General features: G+C 50.2%; 13 protein-coding genes. 1 reads left to right on the top strand and 12 read right to left on the bottom strand.

What is annotated here, in order from left to right:
• Positions 1 to 567 precede the first annotated feature (567 nt).
• The 10 genes from BUB38_RS12595 to lysS form a co-directional block, all read right to left on the bottom strand.
• A complete protein-coding gene (locus tag BUB38_RS12595) occupies positions 568 to 3,750 on the bottom strand; it encodes a carbohydrate binding domain-containing protein (protein WP_073161093.1) in 3,183 nt (1,060 codons plus the stop codon).
• A 122-nt stretch (positions 3,751 to 3,872) separates the two neighbouring features.
• Positions 3,873 to 4,607 carry a DsbA family protein gene (locus BUB38_RS12590; protein WP_073161092.1) on the bottom strand — a complete coding sequence of 245 codons (735 nt, stop codon included), beginning with the start codon at positions 4,605 to 4,607 and terminating at the stop codon, positions 3,873 to 3,875.
• Between the two features lie 295 nt (positions 4,608 to 4,902).
• Complete coding sequence (locus BUB38_RS12585) at positions 4,903 to 5,940, bottom strand: NAD-dependent epimerase/dehydratase family protein (RefSeq protein ID WP_073161091.1); 1,038 nt, start codon at positions 5,938 to 5,940, stop codon at positions 4,903 to 4,905.
• A 61-nt stretch (positions 5,941 to 6,001) separates the two neighbouring features.
• Positions 6,002 to 8,158 (bottom strand): polysaccharide biosynthesis tyrosine autokinase, encoded by a 2,157-nt coding sequence (locus tag BUB38_RS12580; RefSeq protein ID WP_073161090.1) that lies wholly within the window; start codon positions 8,156 to 8,158, stop codon positions 6,002 to 6,004.
• 173 nt (positions 8,159 to 8,331) lie between these two features.
• The gene (locus BUB38_RS12575) at positions 8,332 to 8,979 is read right to left on the bottom strand and encodes an adenylate kinase family protein (protein WP_073161089.1); all 648 of its coding nucleotides are present in this window, start codon (positions 8,977 to 8,979) and stop codon (positions 8,332 to 8,334) included.
• 191 nt (positions 8,980 to 9,170) lie between these two features.
• Positions 9,171 to 11,723 carry an ATP-dependent Clp protease ATP-binding subunit gene (locus BUB38_RS12570; RefSeq protein ID WP_073161088.1) on the bottom strand — a complete coding sequence of 851 codons (2,553 nt, stop codon included), beginning with the start codon at positions 11,721 to 11,723 and terminating at the stop codon, positions 9,171 to 9,173.
• Between the two features lie 109 nt (positions 11,724 to 11,832).
• The gene (locus BUB38_RS12565; protein WP_249269341.1) at positions 11,833 to 12,597 is read right to left on the bottom strand and encodes an ABC transporter ATP-binding protein; all 765 of its coding nucleotides are present in this window, start codon (positions 12,595 to 12,597) and stop codon (positions 11,833 to 11,835) included.
• A 95-nt stretch (positions 12,598 to 12,692) separates the two neighbouring features.
• Positions 12,693 to 13,937 carry an FtsX-like permease family protein gene (locus BUB38_RS12560; RefSeq protein ID WP_249269342.1) on the bottom strand — a complete coding sequence of 415 codons (1,245 nt, stop codon included), beginning with the start codon at positions 13,935 to 13,937 and terminating at the stop codon, positions 12,693 to 12,695.
• Positions 13,938 to 13,959: 22 nt separating this feature from the next.
• Positions 13,960 to 14,376, bottom strand: a complete 417-nt coding sequence (locus BUB38_RS12555) for a four helix bundle protein (RefSeq protein ID WP_083539698.1) — start codon at positions 14,374 to 14,376, stop codon at positions 13,960 to 13,962.
• Between the two features lie 68 nt (positions 14,377 to 14,444).
• Positions 14,445 to 15,950 (bottom strand): lysine--tRNA ligase, encoded by a 1,506-nt coding sequence (gene lysS / locus BUB38_RS12550; RefSeq protein ID WP_073161084.1) that lies wholly within the window; start codon positions 15,948 to 15,950, stop codon positions 14,445 to 14,447.
• Positions 15,951 to 16,071: 121 nt separating this feature from the next.
• On the opposite strand from lysS, the gene BUB38_RS12545 reads away from it, so the two are divergent.
• Positions 16,072 to 17,361 (top strand): hypothetical protein, encoded by a 1,290-nt coding sequence (locus BUB38_RS12545; RefSeq protein ID WP_073161083.1) that lies wholly within the window; start codon positions 16,072 to 16,074, stop codon positions 17,359 to 17,361.
• Here the strand turns inward: BUB38_RS12545 and BUB38_RS12540 are convergent.
• Together BUB38_RS12540 and BUB38_RS12535 are read right to left on the bottom strand one after the other, a co-directional pair.
• Positions 17,336 to 18,532 carry a hypothetical protein gene (locus tag BUB38_RS12540; RefSeq protein WP_073161082.1) on the bottom strand — a complete coding sequence of 399 codons (1,197 nt, stop codon included), beginning with the start codon at positions 18,530 to 18,532 and terminating at the stop codon, positions 17,336 to 17,338. The two genes, BUB38_RS12545 and BUB38_RS12540, sit on opposite strands and share 26 nt — an antisense overlap.
• Positions 18,532 to 19,530 (bottom strand): DUF6175 family protein, encoded by a 999-nt coding sequence (locus BUB38_RS12535; RefSeq protein ID WP_073161081.1) that lies wholly within the window; start codon positions 19,528 to 19,530, stop codon positions 18,532 to 18,534. Before BUB38_RS12535 ends, BUB38_RS12540 begins: the two co-directional genes overlap by 1 nt.
• Between the last annotated feature and the right edge of the window lie 24 nt (positions 19,531 to 19,554).

Here is a 19,554-nt window from a genome sequence, read left to right as displayed (position 1 = left end):
ATGGATTTGTATAATTTTGACATGGGCTTTTTCTTCTGTTTTTTTTGGCGATTAAATTTTAGAAAATAGCCCATTTTTTGTTTAATTTAGGCGAATGTCAACAAAAAAGGGTGGCGAAGCCACCCACACATGTTGATGAAGAGCCACAAATTTTATAAAGGACGTAAAAAAAGTCAAGGCGAATTACCGAAGGATCAATCGGGAATTTTAGACTTTACCGTGGAGCATCCCCAATGACAAGGGAATAAGAAAAGCGACGCAACCCCCAGGCCGCGTCGCCTTTCTTGTGGTCTCCTAACCAACAACTCAACAACGCAAAACAGCAAGTGTTTTGCTTAATCCCAGAAACAAGATGGCATCACCCACCTTACGTCCTAATCAAAAATGTAACGGAAAGATTTTTTAGAATCTAACCCCAAACGTAAACAAATTTAGTTAACAAGCAAAGAATTGTCCACATACTTAACTTTTACAAAAAAGAAACCCCGCCGGTATTTATCCGACGGGATTTCTTTGATTTCAATTTAGCCCATCAACCTTTGCGGCATTAGAGCTAATTTGAGGTGATTACTTGTCGAGAACGATCAAAGTAACGGTGCGCTTGCCAACCTTAACCGGCTTAGACAGGTCAACATCCTTAGCCTTCTTGGAAGGATCGTTTGCCCAACCTTCCTTCAGCTTTTCGGAGGACTTGTCCAAGACCTGCATCTTAGCCTTGCCCTTGAAGCCCGGGATATCCAGCTTCAATTCGTAGTCGCTGTAGGGGCTCTTGTTGATGACCAGGAGGCTCTTCTTCTTACCGTTTTCGGTGTAGTAAGTAGTGAGGAGAGATTCCTTATCGCCAGTGATGGTGGTCTTCAGGAGCTTGCCGCGGAGAGCGTCAGAAGCCATCTGGAATGCCCAGTAGCTGGGACGCGGGCAGTTCATGCATTCTTCTGCAGATCGGGTCAGGTAACCGTAGTCACCGCCTTCCGGGGTAATGTCGTTGTGGATATCCCAGTACTGTGCGTTGTCAACATTTTCAGTTGCGAGCATAGCCAGGTAGTCAGCAACGAACAGGCCGTTTTCGAGAGCGATGGTCTGCGGCCCCGGGTTGAAGTCAACAGAGTTCCATTCGGTGAGCCACAGTTCGATCTTCTTGTCCTTGTTGAACTTCTTGGTCCACTTATCTACGGTCTTGTGCAGACGGCTGTAGATCGGGGTCAGGTCCTGAGGAGCAGAGAGCATGGCGAAGTCGTTTTCTTCACCGAAGTGCTGCGGATAGTGGTGAACGATAAGACCGTCAGCGATGTCGCCGGTTTCGCGGAGAACGTTTTCGTTCCAGTCGCCATCGAGAACGCCGAGCACAGCAACCTTAATGGTCGGGTCAACCTTCTTCATAGCTTCGATGAACTTACGTGCGCGCTTACCATAAACGGTACCGCCGTCCTTACCATACTTTTCGTAGTACGGGTGCCAGTTACCGTAGACTTCGTTACCGATTTCCCAGTACAGGATGTTGGCCTTCTTGTCTACGTTAGTGTGCTTAACCCATGCTGCAGCTTCCTGTTCGGTGCCGGAACCGAAGTTCACGGTGAACATAGCGTTGGAGCCGGTCTTCTTCAACCAAGCGAGGAATTCGTCGGTATCGACCATCCAGTCGTGGTTGTCGAGGATTTCCTTCCAGTGGTCGTCATCAGCACGGAGACCACCCGGGTAACGGATAATGCCGTGGTTGATGCGCTTTGCATATTCCCAAGTCTGGGTCTTGAACTTCTTGTTGTCCAGCATGTCGCCGTCCCAGAGGGCAGCGTTGATACCGAAGAGGCCGCCAGAGATGTTCGGGTTGATCACGTCGGAAGAACCCTTGACGTCAACCTTGACAACTGCCGGACGGGCAGCAGCCTTGACTTCCTTCTGGTTGGTCAGCTTAATGTTATCGATTTCGAAGGAACCGTTAGAACCTTCTCCACCCGGTTTGAAGTCCAGAGAAACAACACCCTTCAGGTCGAAGAGGCCGTTTTCCTTTGCTTCAGGCGGCTGGTAGTACGGGAACTTGCTGAAGTTACGGAACGGAACGATCACAGTGGTACGACCGCGAGGTACACCGGTGTTAGCAACGAAGAGTTCGCTGCCAGCGTCGCCGACCTGAACGGTAATGGACTGCCACGGACGTTCAGAGTAAACGTCGAACATGATGCCCCAGTGCTTGGTCCAGTCACGGTCAGCAGCCGGGCGGTTGTTCTTCTTGAGGTCGAGCACAACGTCAACCCAGTCAGACATTTCGAAATGCTTGACGTTGAGGGAGTTGCCATCGAGCTTGGAAGTCTTGAACGGAACATCAACTTCAACCTTGGACTTCGGGCCCTTAGACGGTTCCCACTTGTCGCCGTTGAACTTGCTTTCGAAGTCAGAAATTACGTAGTCAGGAGCATTGCCCTTCCAGTTATCCCACTTGATATCCGGGTCAACCCAGTCGATATTTTCGGTGAAGGTAACCTGGTCAACGTAGATGGTCACAGGAGCCGGCTTGCCCGGTTCGCCCTGGTTTTCACCCTTGCCGACAGAGAAGCGGAGTTCCTGGATCTTGTTCCACTGGATATCCTTAGCAACTTCGGCCTGCTTGTTAGCGTCCCAAGCCTTACCCTTGTCGCCGAACTTCTTCAGAGGAATCTTGACGAGCTTCCAATCGGTACCAACCTTGGCGCCTTCGATCCAGTCGTTGAGGCTAATCTTGGTCTGGCTCTTGATATCGTTGCCCTGGTTGTCCAGAATACCAACGTATACCTTTTCGCCACCGAGCTTACCCTTGATCCAGAAGTAGAGACCACCCTTGTTACGGACCTTGGACAAGTCAACATACTTGCCTTCGCCCAGAGAGTAGGTCACACCGGACCAGTCGTTGTTATCGATGTAGAGAGCGAGAACGTTCTTGTTACCCGGAGTCTTGGAGTCAGCTTCACGCTGGGCAGAGAGACCACCGTAGCTGTAGCTGAAGCCCTTCAGGCCATCAGAGTAGAAGATGCCGTTGGCAACGGGCTTAGCCTTGCCGTCCAGCTTTTCGGGGTTCTTAGGACCGTCGATGACGTCGTTGTTTTCATCCCAGTAAACCATCTTGGCCTTGGGCTTGGCCTTCTTGTTACCCTTGACGATTTCGATGTTGTCAACCCAGACTTCGAAAGTCTTTTCGGCGCTCTTGTCGATAGAGAAGCGGATTTCTGCAATCTTATCCCAGTCGATACGTGCGGGGAATTCAGACTTACGGGTGTTGTCCCAGTAGAGACCACGATCCGGGAAGTCGACCAGAGGAATGGAAACCTTCTTCCATTCGGTAGTGACGGAGCCACCTTCGATGTACTTGTTCATGGGAAGAACGACCTGAGTCTTCTTGCCGTCAGAAACTTCTTCATCGAGGAGACCGACCTTAACAGTTTCGCCACCCTTTGCGCCCTTGATCATGAATTCGAGCTTGGAGTCGAGCATGAACTTGTTCAGGTCGAAAGTTTCGTTGTAAAGGCAAACGGAAGCACCGGAATATTCGCTGGGGTCCAGCTTGATATTCAGAGCGGACTTGGACTTGTATCCGCCGTCCTTCGTAATGGTGATACCCTTGCTCTTGCCGCCGTATGCGTAGTCGAAGCCACCCTGGCGATATGCATCGTCAAAGAACTTGTAAGGAACTACACGAGGTGCTTTCGGCTGAGCCATTGTAGCTGTCACACCAAAACCCAGAAGGGCAATGGATGCAGCAGTCAATGTACGCTTCATCATATATCGTATCCTTTTGTTTGTGTTAGTTTGATCTTTGTTTTAATTTGCTATTCGAAATTAAATCTTTTGAGGCCAAAAAAGGTGCACGCGGCGCGAAGTCGCGTACACAGATTGAACCAAAATTACTTGGCTTCCTTCAGCATCTTTTCAACCAGTTCGGGGCTGAAGCGATCCTGGCGCTTACCGTTGATGTAGAAGTTCGGGGTGCCCTGAACGCCAACCTTGACGCCCAGATCGAAGTCCTTCTGGATACGTGCGTTCATAGCATCGTCCAGAACACGGTCCTTCTCGAACTGTTCAATGTTCAGGCCAACTTCCTTAGCCACGGCTACGTAGATGGAGTCGCCCAGTTCGCGGGAATGGGGTGCCAGAGCATAGCGATATTCCCAGAACTTGCCCTGCTTCTGAGCTGCGATTGCTGCAGCGGCTGCCGGCTTGGCGTTAGCATGGAAGGACAGCGGGAAGTTCTTGTATATGAACTTGATTTCGCCCGGGTGCTTGTCCATGAGGTCCTTCATGGTGGGAGCGATGCGAGAGCAGTACGGGCACTGGAATTCGGTGAATTCCACGATAGTCAGCTTGGGGTTGGTGGTGTTGCCGAAGACCGGAGATTCGTCAACGGGAATGTCCCAGACCTTGTTGTCTGCTTCCATTTCAGCCTTGGCAGCTTCGAGAGAAATGCCTCGCTTGTCGAGAGCGTACTTAAGAATTTCGAATTCTTCCTTAACCTGGTTGAAATCCTTTTCGAGCTGGTCGAGGCGAGCCTGCTGGTTGAAGGAACCACCGGCGGAAGCCTGGTTACAAGCAACAAGACCAGCAACACAAATAGCCATAGCGGCAATGGAGAGACGTTTCATTTTTTTCCTTTTAGTTGAACAAAGTCTAGCAGGCGTGGTCCGCCCGCAATTTTGAGGAAATATATATAATAGAGGAGAGACGAGAGAGAAGAGACGAGAGAATATGGCCCAAAAAGGCTTGTGGCGAGATATCTGATATGAGCTACCAGGTATGAATTATCAGATATGAGATATGAATTGTGAATTGTTCTGATTGCCCCAAAGCACCGCAGGTGCGGCCTAATACCTAAAAGGCCGTAAGGCCGGCCTGATATCTGCAGTAAGGTATGAGGTGCGTTCTGTATTCACTATTTGCTCATCTCAGCGGATTTGCGTCGCTCTTGTACCATTCCATGAACTTGGCGATGCCGTCGTGGAGGCTCCAGTGGGGTTTGTATTCGCACTGCTGTTCTAGCTTGGTGGTGTCGGCGTTGGTCTGGTAGACGTCTCCCGGCTGCATGGGCAGGAATTCCTTCTTGGCGGGTTCGCCATAAGCGTTCTCGATTTCGCTGATGAAGTCCATCAGCTTTACCGGATTGCTGCAGCCGATATTGAAAATGCGGTATGGAACGTTGTTTTCACAGTTTGCGGCCTCGGGTTCGCGGTCCAATACATGAATAGAACCTTCAGCAATATCGTCGATGTAGGTGAAGTCGCGGATCATGTCGCCATTGTTAAACACCTTGATTGCTTCGCCCTTGGATATGGCTTTGGCAAAAAGCATAGGTGACATGTCGGGGCGGCCCCAGGGACCATAAACAGTGAAGTAGCGGAGACCGGTTACCTTGATTCCGTAGAGCTTGGCGTAAGCGTGGGCCATCAGCTCGTTGCTCTTCTTGCTTGCGGCGTAGAGGCTCACCGGGGAATCGACTTTGTCGTCTTCGCTGTAGGGAACCTTGCTGTTGAGACCGTATACAGAACTGCTGGAGGCGAATACCAGGTAGGGCACCTTGGTATTGCGGCAGGCTTCAAGAATGTTGAGGAAGCCTACCATATTGCTCTGCATATAGGCATAGGGGTTGGTAATTGAATAGCGGACTCCGGCCTGGGCCGCAAGGTTCATGACCTTGTCGAATTTTTCGGAGGCGAAGAGGGTGTCCAGGGATTCCTTGTCTGCAATATCCATGCGGATAAAGCGACAGTTGGACCACTTGGTACTGGTCAACATTTTGCCAAATTCAAAATTGCTGTCCGGCTGTTCAAAACCGTTTTCACGAAGTCTTCCGTACTTGAGACGCTGATCGTAATAGTCGTTGATATTATCAAGCCCTACAACTTCATCACCGCGATCTGCAAGCATCTGCATAATCTTGGATCCGATGAAACCTGCTGCACCTGTAATCAGAAACTTCATTTATACCTCTAACTTTTCCATCCCAAATATAAAAAAAGCGGCCCTGTGGCCGCTGATTTACTTAGCGCTTTTTCTTCTTTTTGTAGCTGCCATAAGAGCCGTAGGATCCGTAGGATCCGTAGTGACCATAACCATGACCGTCGGATTCGCAATGGTTCATCACGAGGGCGTGAGGCTTGTTGCCGCAGCGTTCGATCTTGATCATGGCTTCCTTGATCTGTTCCATGGAATGACGTCCGTAATGGAGAACGAACAAGGCGAAATCCACAACCGGGAAAATCAATTCGGAGTCAGTGACCAGATTCAGAGGCGGAGTATCTACGATAATGGTGTCGTAGGTTTCCGAAGCGCTATCAAGGAGTTCCTTGAACTTGGTTCCGCGCAGCAATTCACTGGGAGAAACATCTGTTATACCGGCACCGATTACAAACAAGTTCTTTGTGATGGAGTCTGCGACAGCGCTTTCCAGTGTGCATCTTCCAGAAAGTACGTCGCCGAGACCTTGCTTGTGATGGCTGTAGACCACACCACGGCGCATGTCGGCGTCGATCAGCAAGGTCTTCTTGCCAGCGGCAGCATACAGGGCGGCCAGGTTCTTGGATACAAAGCTCTTGCCGACGCCAGGAATCATACCGGTGACCATGATAACCTTCTGTTCACCCACAGAGAAATCAATTGCAGTATAAAGGGAACGGAAAGCTTCGCTGGCAGGATCCTCGGGATCTTCTTCGACGAGAGGCAGGGTGTTCTTGCCCTTCTTGCGGAGGCTGAGGATGCTGTTTTCGGACTTGGGAATCTTGGCGTAAACGCTAACGCCAGTTTCGCGTTCAATTTCAAGAGAGCTACGCACGCCACGCTTGGTCATCTGGAGCAGGTAAATCAGGAGGGCGCCCAGGAGGAAGAAACCTGCAATGCAGCCGATCAAGATCAGCTTCTTGTTGGGCTTGCTAGGCTTGCGTTCAATCTGAGCGTAGTCCACAATGCGGACGTTGCCCACTTCACCAGCACGGACCACACGGAGCTGCTGGATGTTGTTGAGCATGGAAGTATACTGAGCGTTGTTCACGGCAACTTCTTCCTGAAGGCTAATCACTTCCTGCTGAGTCAATGGCATCTTGGCGGCAGAAGATTTCAGTCGGGCCAGCTCGGCGCGTAGACGATCCTGCTGCTTTACAATGGTGACCACGGCCGGATGCTCATCCTTGAACAAACGGGTCTGTTCCTGACGCTTCTGTTCCAGTTCAAGAATCTGCTTTTCGAGGTTGGCTTCCTTTTCAAGGTGAGTGCGGGTTTCGCCGCTCAGGTCCACGGAACCAATCTTATGACGGTAGTCGGCCAACTTCTTTTCGGCGGAATCAAGTTTTGCCTTAACACCGGGCAGCTGATTTTCAAGGAATTCCAAGGTCTTTTCTGCTTCAGCACTGCGCATTTCAACATTCTGGCGCAGATAAATATTGGCGATGGTGTTCAAGATGGAGGCGGCACGGTCTGCATACTGATGCGTATAGGAAACGCCGATGATACCGGTCTGCTTACCCCTTTCAGCAACGTTCAGCTGCTTCACGAGTTCACGAACTGCGGCCAGCGGATCAGATTCGACGAGAACGAACATCTGGCCGGGTTCTGCACGGAGAGCCTTGACCTGGATAACCAGGGAATCTCCTGCGTAGGGGGCAGAAACAGGTTCACCTACCCTACCTTTTACCAGTTCCGTATCTTCCGGGGTAATGACAATGAATTCATCCTGACCGGTAACCAGGGCATACCATTTTTCGGTAATGGCAATTTCAGGAATATGCAGGTTTTCAAGGTCCATACGTCCTTCCTTATGGGTCAGACGTTTCATGGGTCCCTTGGGATAGGCGTTAAAGCAAAGTCTTTCCTGTTCGACGACGTAGCTCAAGACCATGCGGCTCTTGAGAAGTTCGATTTCTGCTTCTGCGGGGCTGGCTACATCAAGGAGTGCGCCCATTTCGCCCATGGCCTTTCCGGCCTTGTTTCCCTTAACATCAATTTGAAGAAGAGCGTCGCTAGTATATTGCGGGCGAACCCAGTTAGAGGCCAGGAAACCTACAACAGCACCGACGACTAGACAGAAAAACAGGAATAGCTTGTGCTTAAGAAGAATTCCTAGAACTTCGAGGAGATCGATTTCGTCGTCGTTCTTTGCACTGCCTGTATTGGATCCGTTTTTTGCGTTAACTTGAGAGTTATCCATTTTTAACCAATATTCCCGTCAGAAAATCTTTTTACGCGGTATTTAAACAAATTTTGAGCAAATATAAAAAACATTCAGTATTCCGAAAGGTTTTTGTAATATTTTGTGTTGATTTAAGCACAATAAAAAACACCCCGTAAAAACGGGGTGCCTTCAGACTTTTGGGTCAAGAATTACTTGCTCTTCTTGGCAGTCTTCTTTGCAGCCGGCTTCTTAGCCTTGGGAGCGGAAGCCTTGCAGAAGTCAACGTATGCCTTCAGCACGTCGCAGAACACTTCGTCCGGAGTGTTGTCGCCAACGATGTGAGAAATGATCTTCTTGTTGTACTTGGAAAGAACCTTGGCGGTGGATTCCTTGTAAACCTTGAGGCGGTTCTTGATAACAGCTTCGTCTGCGTCATCCTTACGGCCTTCGATCTTGGCGCGGTTCAGGAGGCGAGCAACGATGGTAGCTTCATCCTTGATGTCGAGCACGAAGATGTGCTTCACGTCGACGATGGATTCGATGAGCTTGACCTGTTCAACGGTACGAGGAATACCGTCGAGGAGGAGGGTGTCCTTTTCGGGATTCAGCTTGTTGGTGTTGACAAGACCTTCAACATAGCGGCCGAAGATTTCAACGGTAGCTTCGTTGGGAACCAGGAGACCCTTGCTGGAATAGGAAGCGAGGAGCTTGCCGGATTCGCTGGAGGGAGCGATGCCGCGGAAGATGTCACCAGTGGAGAGGTGCTTCAGAGAAGTGGTTGCAGCGAGCTTAGCGCCGACGGTACCCTTACCGGAACCCGGTGCACCGAAGATAAGAACGGCAGAAATCTTTGCCATGATGTTGTCCTTTGGTTGATTGTTTGAATTATTTGCAGTCAAAAGATAGTAAATAAGGTATGAGGTGTGAGGTCGGCCTGCGGCCTAGAGGTCGGCTTACGCCTAGAGGTAATTACCCATTCTCCGGCATCAACCTCTAGGAGCGAAGCTCCGACCTGATCACCTCTAGCACCGTCAGGTGCGACCTGTACCTAACTAGGCAACGCCTCGGAAGTAAACTTCAGCTTGCCATCCACCACATCCAGGGAAATCGTGGAGAAGTCCTTGTAGATTCCAAGGAGGAGTCCTTCGGCAATTTCATCTTCGATCAACTGCTGAATGGAACGACGGATGGGGCGGGCGCCCAGGGCGGAATCGTAATTGTGACTAACTACAAATTCCTTGGCGGCCTGGGAAACTTCCAGCAGGATTCCGCGTTCAGACAAGTTCTTCTGCAAGAAGGTCAGCTGGATATCCACAACAGAAGACAAGTCCTTCTTGGTCAACGGACGGAACACAATCTGTTCGTCGATACGGTTCAGGAATTCCGGAGAGAATACACGCTTTACTTCTTCGCGGATAGCGGTTTCCATACGTTCGTAGTCGTCGGTCTCCCCCATCTTGGTAAAGCCCATGCCAGAGCTATGGCGGACTTCGCGGGCGCCGGCATTACTGGTCATGATGATGATTGTATTCTTGAAGTTAATCTTGCGACCATAGCTATCGGTAAGAATACCATCATCCAGAATCTGGAGTAGCAAGTTGTAAACGTCCGGATGAGCCTTTTCAATTTCATCCAGGAGCACCACGCAATAAGGGCGCTTGCGGACCTTCTCGGAAAGCTGTCCGCCGTTATCTTCGAAGCCAACGTATCCCGGAGGCGCACCGATCAGGCGGCTAATGCTATGTTTTTCCATGTACTCGCTCATGTCGATACGAATCATGGATTCTTCGCTACCAAACAGGCTCAAGCTCAAGACCTTGGCAAGTTCAGTCTTACCCACACCGGTGGGACCCAGGAACAGGAAGCTACCCATGGGGCGCTTGTTATTGCGAATGCCGGCGCGGGTACGGCGGATTGCCTTTACGACTGCATCTACGGCCTGATCCTGACCAATAACACGTTCCTTGATTTCGTCACCCAACTTCAGAAGTTTCTGTGCTTCTTCGCCAGCCAAGCGGCTAACAGGAATGCCGGTCATCTTACTGATGCAATCGCGGATTTCGTTTTCGTCAACTACGGGAAGTTCTGCGGAATCTTCCTTGTTGAGAGCTTCGCGACGTTCTGCAATCTGGTTTGTAAGAGCTTCAATCTTGTCGCGGAGGGCGGCAGCCGTTTCGTACTGCTGTTCGGCAATAGCCTCTTCCTTCTGCTGGAGGGCTTCTGCCAAGGCATCTTCCATTTCCTTCAAGTCCTGAGGTGTGCGGATGGAATTCAGGCGGACACGGGCTCCTGCTTCATCCAAGACGTCGATGGCCTTGTCCGGTAAGAATCGGTCGGAAATATAACGTTCTGCCAAGGTGACGGAGGCGCGAATGGCTTCGGGCGTATAACGGACCTTATGATGTTGCGCATACTTGGCTCGCAGACCTTCCAGAATCTGGATGGAATCTTCAGAAGAAGGCGGGTTCACCACGATGGTCTGGAAACGGCGTTCCAGGGCGGCATCCTTTTCGATGTACTTGCGGTATTCATCGATGGTGGTCGCGCCAATGCACTGGAGTTCGCCACGGGCAAGTGCAGGCTTGAAAATGTTGGAAGCATCCAAGCTACCTTCAGAACCGCCTGCGCCTACGATGGTATGCAATTCATCGATGAAAAGAATGACGGAATTATCTACGCGCTGAAGTTCCATAATAAGGCCCTTCACACGTTCTTCAAACTGTCCGCGGTACTTTGTGCCTGCCACCATGGCTGCCACATCAAGGCTAACTACGCGCTTGTTGGCCAACAGTTCCGGAATCTTCTTCTGGGCAATCTTCAGTGCAAGACCTTCGATAATGGCGGTCTTACCCACACCCGGTTCACCGATGAGTGCCGGATTATTCTTCTTGCGGCGGCAGAGAATCTGGATCAGACGTTCAATTTCTGCTTCACGACCGATAATCGGGTCCAGCTTACCCTGGCGGGCCATAGCGGTCAAGTCGCGGCCAAAATGTTCCAGAATCGGAGTCTTGGAGCGGGACTGGGAACGAGCCTGCTGACGGGTTTCACCAACGCGGGGCTGACCTTCGCGGGGCTGTTCTCCCCCGAAAGGACCTTCGCCAGCCATTCCCTCTTCGCCGGGAACCTGGGATTCCATAGCATCGCGCTTGATCTGCTGCAGAGCCTGCTGGAAATTTTCAAAGGTGACGCCGAAAGTGGAAAGTGTACCTGCAGCGGGAGATTCACTCTGCTGCAAGATGGCAAGCATGAGATGTTCAGGACCGATGTACTGGTCCCCTTCGTCCTTGGCGATCTTTGCCGCATTGAACAATGCAGCCTTACAACGAATAGTAAACGAAAGGAGTGCGCCGTGAGCATCGCCCACAGTCATGATTCCACCGTTAGAAGTCAAAGAACGCTGAACATTTTCGCCCAGTTCATTCAAGTTCACCTTGAGGGCGGTCAAGGTTTCTGCTGCAAAGCCGGAATCTTCACGGACCAGTCCCAGCAGTAAATGTTCTGTGCTAATGCTGTCGCTGCCCAAATTGCGGGCTGCCATGCGAGCGGCCTGTAAAACCGCCTTAGCCTTCTTCGAAAAAATACCGTTAATATCAGACATAACTTTTACCTAAAAATTCTCATTCACTATCGTTTTTATAGTTAGCGCTTGTCTACTTGACGTCCCATATTTTTTTATCAAACGGATCCATCTTACTTTTTAAAGGACGTTATTCGATACTCTGGATCAAACCGTTATGCATCACCACTCGGCGTTTAGCGAACTTGGCCAACATCTCGTCGTGGGTTACAATGAGGAACGCCTGGTTGAACTTCTCGTTCAGTTCGCCGATCAGTTCGTTAAGCTTTGCGGAATTGGCTTCGTCCAGGTTGCCGCTGGGTTCGTCGGCCAGCACCAGATCCGGCTTGTTCATCAGGGCGCGGGCTATGGCGATGCGCTGGCGTTCACCACCGGAAAGTTCGCGGGGCAAGTGCTTCAGGCGGTCTTTCAGGCCAACGGTTTCCAGAAGCATTTCGGCGCGTTCGCGGCATTCGGCTTCGCTTGTTCCGAGAATGCGACCCGGTACACAGACGTTTTCGAGAGCGGAAAATTCGCTGAGCAGATGATGGAACTGGAACACGAATCCCACTTGAGCTCGATGGTACATGTCACGTTCATGGCTGCTGAACTTCGAAAGTTCCTTTCCCTTGAACAGAATTTCGCCAGAAGTGGGCGTATCCAGCATACCCACCAAATTCAGGAAGGTGGATTTACCGGAACCGGAGGAACCTGTAAGAGCGACTAGTTCGCCAGCGTTCATTGAAAAATTAACGCCCTTCAGAATTTCCAGCTGTTCACCAGTTTCGCTAAAGACACGACGCAAATCGCGAGTTTCCAATAGGCATTGAGGTACGAGGTTATCAGGTCGCTCGCAAAGCGAGCTAGAGGTTACGCTGGTCTGTACCTCAGCATCATTCTTTAAATCAATACTCATTATTACCTCAAAGCGACCTAATTCGTATGCACATATTAAACACCTCCAGGAGCGAAGCTCCGACCCCATACCTCAGAGGGCGAAGCCCGACCTCACTACTCATGTCTAATGGCTCCTACGGGGTCAAGTCTGCTGGCTTTCCAGGCAGGAAGAATGGTGGCGGCCACACAAAGAGCGATGCCGATAACAAAAATCAGGACCACATCCAGAACATGAACCGATATGGGGAAATAGGGAATCACGTAAACGTCGCCAGGCAACTTGATAAAATGGTAAGCTTCCTGAAGTTTGCACAAAATCAAACCGATGGAACCTCCTACAATGGTTCCGCCCACGCCAATGAAACTGCCCATGAGCATAAAGACGCGCATGATTCCTGCCTTGCTGAAACCCATGCTGCGGAGGATGCCGATTTCCTTGGTCTTGTCGATTACCACCATGATCAAGGAACTGATGATGTTAAATGCGGCCACAAGAATAATCAAGCAAATCACTGCAGCCACGATAAACTTTTCATAGTTCATCCACTTGAGCAAAGTGATGTTCTTGGTCTTCCAGTCCATGGCGTAGTAAGGATAACCAAGCCAAGTGCCAAGACTGTCTACAGCCTCCCCAGCCTTCCAATGGTCATTCATGCGGAACTGAATTCCGGTAACGGCGTCACCCATGGTAAGCAAGGTCTGCAGTTCGGGAATGCCCACATAAGCCAAGTTGCCGTCGTACTCGTAAGTGCCCGTCTCGAAGATGCCGCTGACCACGCACATCATCATCTTGGGACCACCGCTGGCGGCTACCGCATCGGGACTCTGGAATGTCTGCAGAACAAGTTTGTCGCCCACCACCACACGAAGTCTGTTGGCAAGGCCGTTACCCAGGATAATTCCCGGACGCATCTTGCCGCTCAAATCTTCAAGGCTATCTACAGAGTAGTTGCCCCACTTGATGTACTTGTGGATGTCGGTAACGCCCTTGGAGGATTCGCCGTCGATACCGTAAATCACGATACCGTCGTTCACCTTCTTGCTGCTGATGCCCACCTTGTAGATGATAAAAGGAGAAGCCGCAGTCACGCGGGAATCGTGGGCTCGGACTTCCTTGATCAGGCTGTCGTAGGGCGCAATCGGTTCTCCATTGTAGGCCATGATTTCGAAGTGAGCGTCCTTGCCGATCATCTGGGCAGTTACCTCTTCTTCAAAACCGTTAACCGCAGCAAGAGCAACCACCAGCGCAAACACGCCGATGGAAACGCCAAGCATACTGAAGATGCCGATAAGCGAAACGAAGAGACTCTTACGCTGAGCCCCCAAATAACGCCAGGCAATGAGTAGTTCAAGTTTCATAATTAGACGAGAGACGAGAGGTTTAGGCATGAGGTCGCCTGCTTTCAGCAGGCTTTGGGGCTAGAGGTCGCACCTTCGGTGCTTTGGGAGATGCGACATGAGCAGCAAAAGCTTGAACCATTTTTCGAATTGACACAACATCTGCGCTCAATTTTTCAAAAGATTCCTTCTCCAAATACCCAAGGTCGTGAGCCAACAGCAACTGATATTCCAATTCCGATGCTGAACCGGAAGATACATTGAGAAACTGGCAAAATTCAGCTTCAGATTTTCTTCCACAACCTTCAGCAATGTTCATTGGAATGGAGTATGCGGCCCTGCGAACTTGTGACGTAAGAGCATAGATTTCATTCTTCGGGAAATTTTCCGTTACACGATAAATATCAAGAGTCAACATATGACTCTTGTTCCAAATTTCAAGAGAATGAAAATCACGCATTTAGCTCATACCTCAAAGCGTAGCGACCTCATACCTCAGAGCGAAGCGACCTAGTAAGCCCTTCGGGCTTACACTTCCGGCTTCATCAGCGGGAAGAGCTGCACGTCGCGGATGGTTTCCTGGTTGGTCAGGAGCATCACCATACGGTCGATACCGAAGCCAACACCGCCGGTAGGAGGCAGACCGGATTCGATAGCGTGCATGAAGTTTTCGTCCATGGGGTGAGTTTCGCCTTCACCACCGCGGCCACGGCGGACCTGGTCTTCCAGAAGTTCGCGCTGGCGGATGGGGTCGTTAAGTTCGGTATAGGCGTTGCCCAGTTCCCAGCCGTTTGCGTAGGGTTCGAACTGTTCGATGAGGCCTTCGATGGTACGGTGCTTCTTGCAGAGCGGAGTAGATTCGGTGGGCATGTCCTTGATGAAGGTGGGCTGGATCAGCTTGTCTTCCACAGTCAGTTCAAACAGTTCCAGGATGCCACGGCCGCGGCTGAATTCACCATCCAGGTGGCCGCCCAGTTCTTCCATCTTGTTCTTGATGTCTTCGTCAGACATTTCGTTGACCTTCAGGCCACCGAACTTTTCGATAGCTTCGATCATGCTGTAGCGGGGCCACGGAGCCTTGAAGTCGATTTCCTTGCCCTGGGTCATGATCTTGGTGGTGCCGTTTGCTGCGATACAGGCGCGTTCGTAGATGTTTTCGAAGTGGACCATCATGTCGTTGTAGTCAGCGAAAGCTTCGTAGAATTCCAGACCGGTGAATTCCGGGCTATGGGTACGGTCCATACCTTCGTTACGGAAGTTCTTGGAGAATTCGAAAACCTTTTCCATACCGCCAACAATGCAGCGCTTCAGGTAGAGTTCCGGAGCGACACGCATGTAGAGGGTCATATCGCAGGCATTGTGATGGGTGGTAAACGGACGAGCGTTTGCACCGCCGTAAATCGGCTGCAGAGTCGGGGTTTCCACTTCGATGAAGCCCTTTTCGATGAGGTATTCACGAATGGACTGCATAATCTTGGAACGCTTGATGAACACGTCCTTCACGTCGTCGTTCAAGGCCATGTCGATATAGCGCTGACGGTAACGGGCGTCCACGTCGGCAAATTCGTTGAACACCACCTTGTTGCCGTTTTCGTCAATCTTTTCCTTGGCAACGGGGAGCGGGCGCACAGCCTTGGAAAGCATGGTCACCTTCTTCACGCGTACGGAGTATTCACCGCTCTGGGTTTCGAACATAGTACCGTTAACGCCGATGAAGTCGCCAAGGTCGGTCATCTTCACGATTTCGTAGTTTTCTTCGCCAACTTCGTCGCGGGCGCAAACCACCTGCAGACGGCCATAACGGTCCTTCAGGTGCATAAAGCACATCTTGCCCTTACGATTGAAGCGGACAACACGGCCAGCGAAAGCCACTTCTTCCTGGGAAGCGATGAGAGCGTCCTTATTTTCCTTGAGAACCTTGGAATCATGGGTGCGGTTAAACTTATGAGGATAGGCCTCGATACCCATTTCCTTGAACTTATCCAGCTTAGCCAGGCGAGCGACGACCTGGTCATTCATATCTTGCATTGCCATATTGAGTTACCTCGTGATATACACGTTTAAATTTTGAACGGCGAAAATTTAGAAAAAAGATATATGTGGCAAGTTTACAATTTTGCGATTGGAAACGATATAAGGGTTGAGGAGCGTTTTCATGCAGACAATTTACAAGTCCCTTGACATAAACCACGGACCCTTCGGAATTCACCAGACTCTTTATGTGGTAAGCCGTTATGTGAATCGTATTTTTGATTTACATGATAAGGAACGCAATTTTGAAACCGCATACGATAAATACAAGAAGGGCGAGATAAAAATCAATTACTCAGAAAAGGCCCTTACAGAGGTATTCTTCCTTGTCAAAGAATACATGGATATGCTTCTCACCAACCTTTCCAAGAATCCTCATGAGACAAAGTCCAAGATTCCCAATTGGCTTGAATTCCTGATGCGTAAAACCATCACCATAGAAGACAGCCGTATCACGGTATATACGTCAAGTCTAAACTTTACGAATATCGAAAGTTTTGTCACCAAGTTGCTGGACTTCCTTGTGCTCCCCACCACCTTTATGGGGCATGAAGCAGAATTTAAAATCGACTACAGTTCCATACGCATCGAGAACATGACTGCCGTCACTGGCGAAAATTACTTCTATGACGATTTCGAACGTTTAGGCGACCGCTATAAATTTGACATTTGCTTCAACCTTTTTTTGACATCGAAAGACATTTTTCCTTTCGACATCAAACTTAAGCGGTACAAGATTCCCGTAAATGCAGAGGCTTCTGAAAATTTTGAACAAATTATTCAAGATATGCTGTTGAATCCAGGAAGTCTAACGTACTCACCCGAAAGTCAAACCGTTTACTTAACACCCATTACCCTAAAAGACGCCGAAGAAATGTTCTGCAGACGTCACATTAACCGTCGTCGTCTTAGTTTTGGTGATCTCCTCAGGGTGGCCAACCCACAAATCCTCCCTCAGCACGCCAGGCTCTCCCGCCTGATCTACCTGAATCAGGAAATCGGGACTGCTGACGATCACTTCCCGGGACTTTTTCTGCAGTTACAAACGCATACCCGGCAATATATCGATGCCTTAAACCAGTTCCTCCTAGGAAATCATGAACCCCTGCTGCAATTATCCCTGAAGACGGCTCCAAATTCCCTGTGGTACCGAAATACAGTTCAAATCAAGGCCGACCAGCTGTTAAAACGCAATAGCAAAACCATAAAAAAAGTCCTCCAATACTTCCTGGATTTGCAGGATACATTGGAGAACATCAATAAAAGGGCCGAAGAGATTGGCGGTAGCTCTCCCTACAGAACCCTGCTAACGAAAATGCAATGCGAAAGAATTCTCGAAGACCCGCTATCCTATGTCGATGACAAGGACGACATCATCTCGGAACTGGCTAACGTTTTGCTGACCGGGATTTAGCGAAATTCTGCAGGATCTTGGAGGAGGGCAGCTTGGTAATGGCCTTGACGTGAGCGCTTTCGCTGTCGCGGCCTACACCTTGGGGCTGTTCCACCATTTCGACGTCTCCGGACTTGATGGAAATGGTTGCTTTGGAGGTGTACAGGGTCTTACCGCTGTTGGCCTTATCGCTAAAGTCCAACGTCACCGCCAGTTCAGGCGTTTTTGGATCGTCTACGAAGGAGAAGCCCGATTCCAGCAGGAACTTGCGGAGGGCTCCACATTCTGCGGTTTCTCCCTTGCAGGAAAGTCTGTAGGCAATGCCTGTCCTTTCGGCAGAATACTGCACAGTTTTCGAAACGATGGCAGCAGGGCGTACATACTTGAACTTAAGATCCGGAAGTACGGTCACTTCGCCTGTGGGCTTCTTGGCCATAACGTCCTTCAGGTCAAAGACAGCCTGCCCCTTGTCGTCGGTTTTTTCCACCACCAAATTCTTGCGGTCTTGCACCAAGGCGATTGGCATAAAAGCCACCGGCTTGGCGTAGTCGGTAACGGTCACGATCAATGCTTCGCTGGTCAAGTCCGTTTCCATCTTCAGAGACTGCAAATTGTCCATAAAGAATTCGCTCAAGGCGTTCAGTCGAGTGTCCAGCTTCAAGTCAGCGGGAACTTTCTGGACTGTAGAAAGATTTTCCAGTTCTTCGTTATAGCGGTCCACCAACTTTTCTAAGGCGGCCATGTCAACAGAAGTCTTGTAATAATCGTGAGCCTTCAGGTCGGTGCGGATAATCTTTTCCTTATCCTTTACGTCGTTACGGATGACATCCAGATCCAGGAGAATCTTGGAGGCAATCTGGTCCAGATCGACGGTCACCGTGGAAGTAAACTGGTTATTTTGCTTGGGGCCCGGAACAATCTTTGCGCCTTTCAGCACCACATTGGTGTAGCTGCCCTTGAACATGTCTGCAGATTCGGTAACGTTTCCGTTAGCGTCTTCAGACTTGCGGGTTTCCATTTCAGATTTTACCCGTGTGCTCATCTGCTTGGCTACCCCATCAAGAGCCTTCTGGTCGGCGTCCTTCTGGGATACCTTGGAGGATGCGGTATAGGTCAGCAGATTTTCGGCTGTTCCCAGGGAAACACCCAGGGCAAGGCTCAATACAATCGCTTTCAGGGAACGGCAGTTCATTACTGAATCTCCAGGATAATCAGTTTCTTGGTGATGTTCTGGCGGCGAACCTTGGCCATTCCGCTGAGGGCTTCGTAGAATTCTGCGTAAACCATCTGGGCGTCTTCGTACTTGTCGGGGTCGGCATAGACTACAAGATCGTAGGTGTTGCGGGTCATGGACTTCACCTGCATCTTGTTAAACATTTTGCGGACCTTCATAGAGACCGTATTGGAAATTTCTTCGGCCTGTTCATCGGTAAAATCGCCAGTCAAACGGCAAACCACCTTGTACTGCACCCCTTTTTCAAGTTCGGCGGCCAGTTCATCGCGAACCTTATTTTCAAGGGCCACGATGGCATTCTTTACAGCCTTCTGGACTAACACACGCTGGCCTTCCCCTTCGTCTTTCTGGCGGCTGGATTCGCTGGCGATGAGTTGTGCGGTAGAAGCGTCGCTGGCATTCAGGTCAATAACTAGATTGTCGTTCTGGATACTTCCGGCAAAAGTCAAGTTGATGTCGGCACCAACGGCAAGGCCTGCCACATAGGCCAAGTCGGCATCGTTACCGGCAATGTCATCCTGGAGCTGAACCACTTCATCAAGCTGGTTCTGGGTTTCGAGGCTCATGACACTGTAGCCACGTTCAGTCATGTAGGCATTGATTACTTCCATGGCGGTTTTGGCCAGAGGATTCTTCTTGATGACTTCGATGCTTGTGGCCCCCTTGGCACCCATGGCCGGCAACACCATAACGGTGGGCTTTACCTTGAACTGCACGTTAGAAATGGCCACAGCCGGAGTTTCTTCGGCAGGAGCTTCTGCCTTCGGAGCAGGCGCGGCGGCACTTTGTGCGGGAGCGACAGTTTGGCCGTCTTCCATTTCGCTATAGGCGTTCTTGGCATTGTTGCGTGTCGGTTCTGTTTCGGGAGCCGGAGCAGAAGAACAGCCAACAAGAGAAGCCATCAGCAAACCTGCAAAAGCAGAAGAAACAACACATTTTTTATAGAAAGTCTTCATAAGTACACCTAATTGTTTAAATTC

Source organism: Fibrobacter sp. UWH5 (genome assembly GCF_900142505.1).
GTDB lineage: Bacteria > Fibrobacterota > Fibrobacteria > Fibrobacterales > Fibrobacteraceae > Fibrobacter.
This window is presented reverse-complemented; position numbering and strand designations above follow the sequence as displayed.

Bases quoted from the DNA above. Each gene is read 5' to 3' on its own strand.
- BUB38_RS12575 (WP_073161089.1), bottom strand. From the start codon at position 8,979: ATGGCAAAGATTTCTGCCGTTCTTATCTTCGGTGCACCGGGTTCCGGT.
- BUB38_RS12570 (WP_073161088.1), bottom strand. From the start codon at position 11,723: ATGTCTGATATTAACGGTATTTTTTCGAAGAAGGCTAAGGCGGTTTTA.
- lysS (WP_073161084.1), bottom strand. From the start codon at position 15,950: ATGGCAATGCAAGATATGAATGACCAGGTCGTCGCTCGCCTGGCTAAG.
- BUB38_RS12595 (WP_073161093.1), bottom strand. From the start codon at position 3,750: ATGATGAAGCGTACATTGACTGCTGCATCCATTGCCCTTCTGGGTTTT.
- BUB38_RS12565 (WP_249269341.1), bottom strand. From the start codon at position 12,597: ATGAGTATTGATTTAAAGAATGATGCTGAGGTACAGACCAGCGTAACC.
- BUB38_RS12560 (WP_249269342.1), bottom strand. From the start codon at position 13,937: ATGAAACTTGAACTACTCATTGCCTGGCGTTATTTGGGGGCTCAGCGT.
- BUB38_RS12540 (WP_073161082.1), bottom strand. From the start codon at position 18,532: ATGAACTGCCGTTCCCTGAAAGCGATTGTATTGAGCCTTGCCCTGGGT.
- BUB38_RS12590 (WP_073161092.1), bottom strand. From the start codon at position 4,607: ATGAAACGTCTCTCCATTGCCGCTATGGCTATTTGTGTTGCTGGTCTT.
- BUB38_RS12535 (WP_073161081.1), bottom strand. From the start codon at position 19,530: ATGAAGACTTTCTATAAAAAATGTGTTGTTTCTTCTGCTTTTGCAGGT.
- BUB38_RS12580 (WP_073161090.1), bottom strand. From the start codon at position 8,158: ATGGATAACTCTCAAGTTAACGCAAAAAACGGATCCAATACAGGCAGT.
- BUB38_RS12555 (WP_083539698.1), bottom strand. From the start codon at position 14,376: ATGCGTGATTTTCATTCTCTTGAAATTTGGAACAAGAGTCATATGTTG.
- BUB38_RS12585 (WP_073161091.1), bottom strand. From the start codon at position 5,940: ATGAAGTTTCTGATTACAGGTGCAGCAGGTTTCATCGGATCCAAGATT.
- BUB38_RS12545 (WP_073161083.1), top strand. From the start codon at position 16,072: ATGCAGACAATTTACAAGTCCCTTGACATAAACCACGGACCCTTCGGA.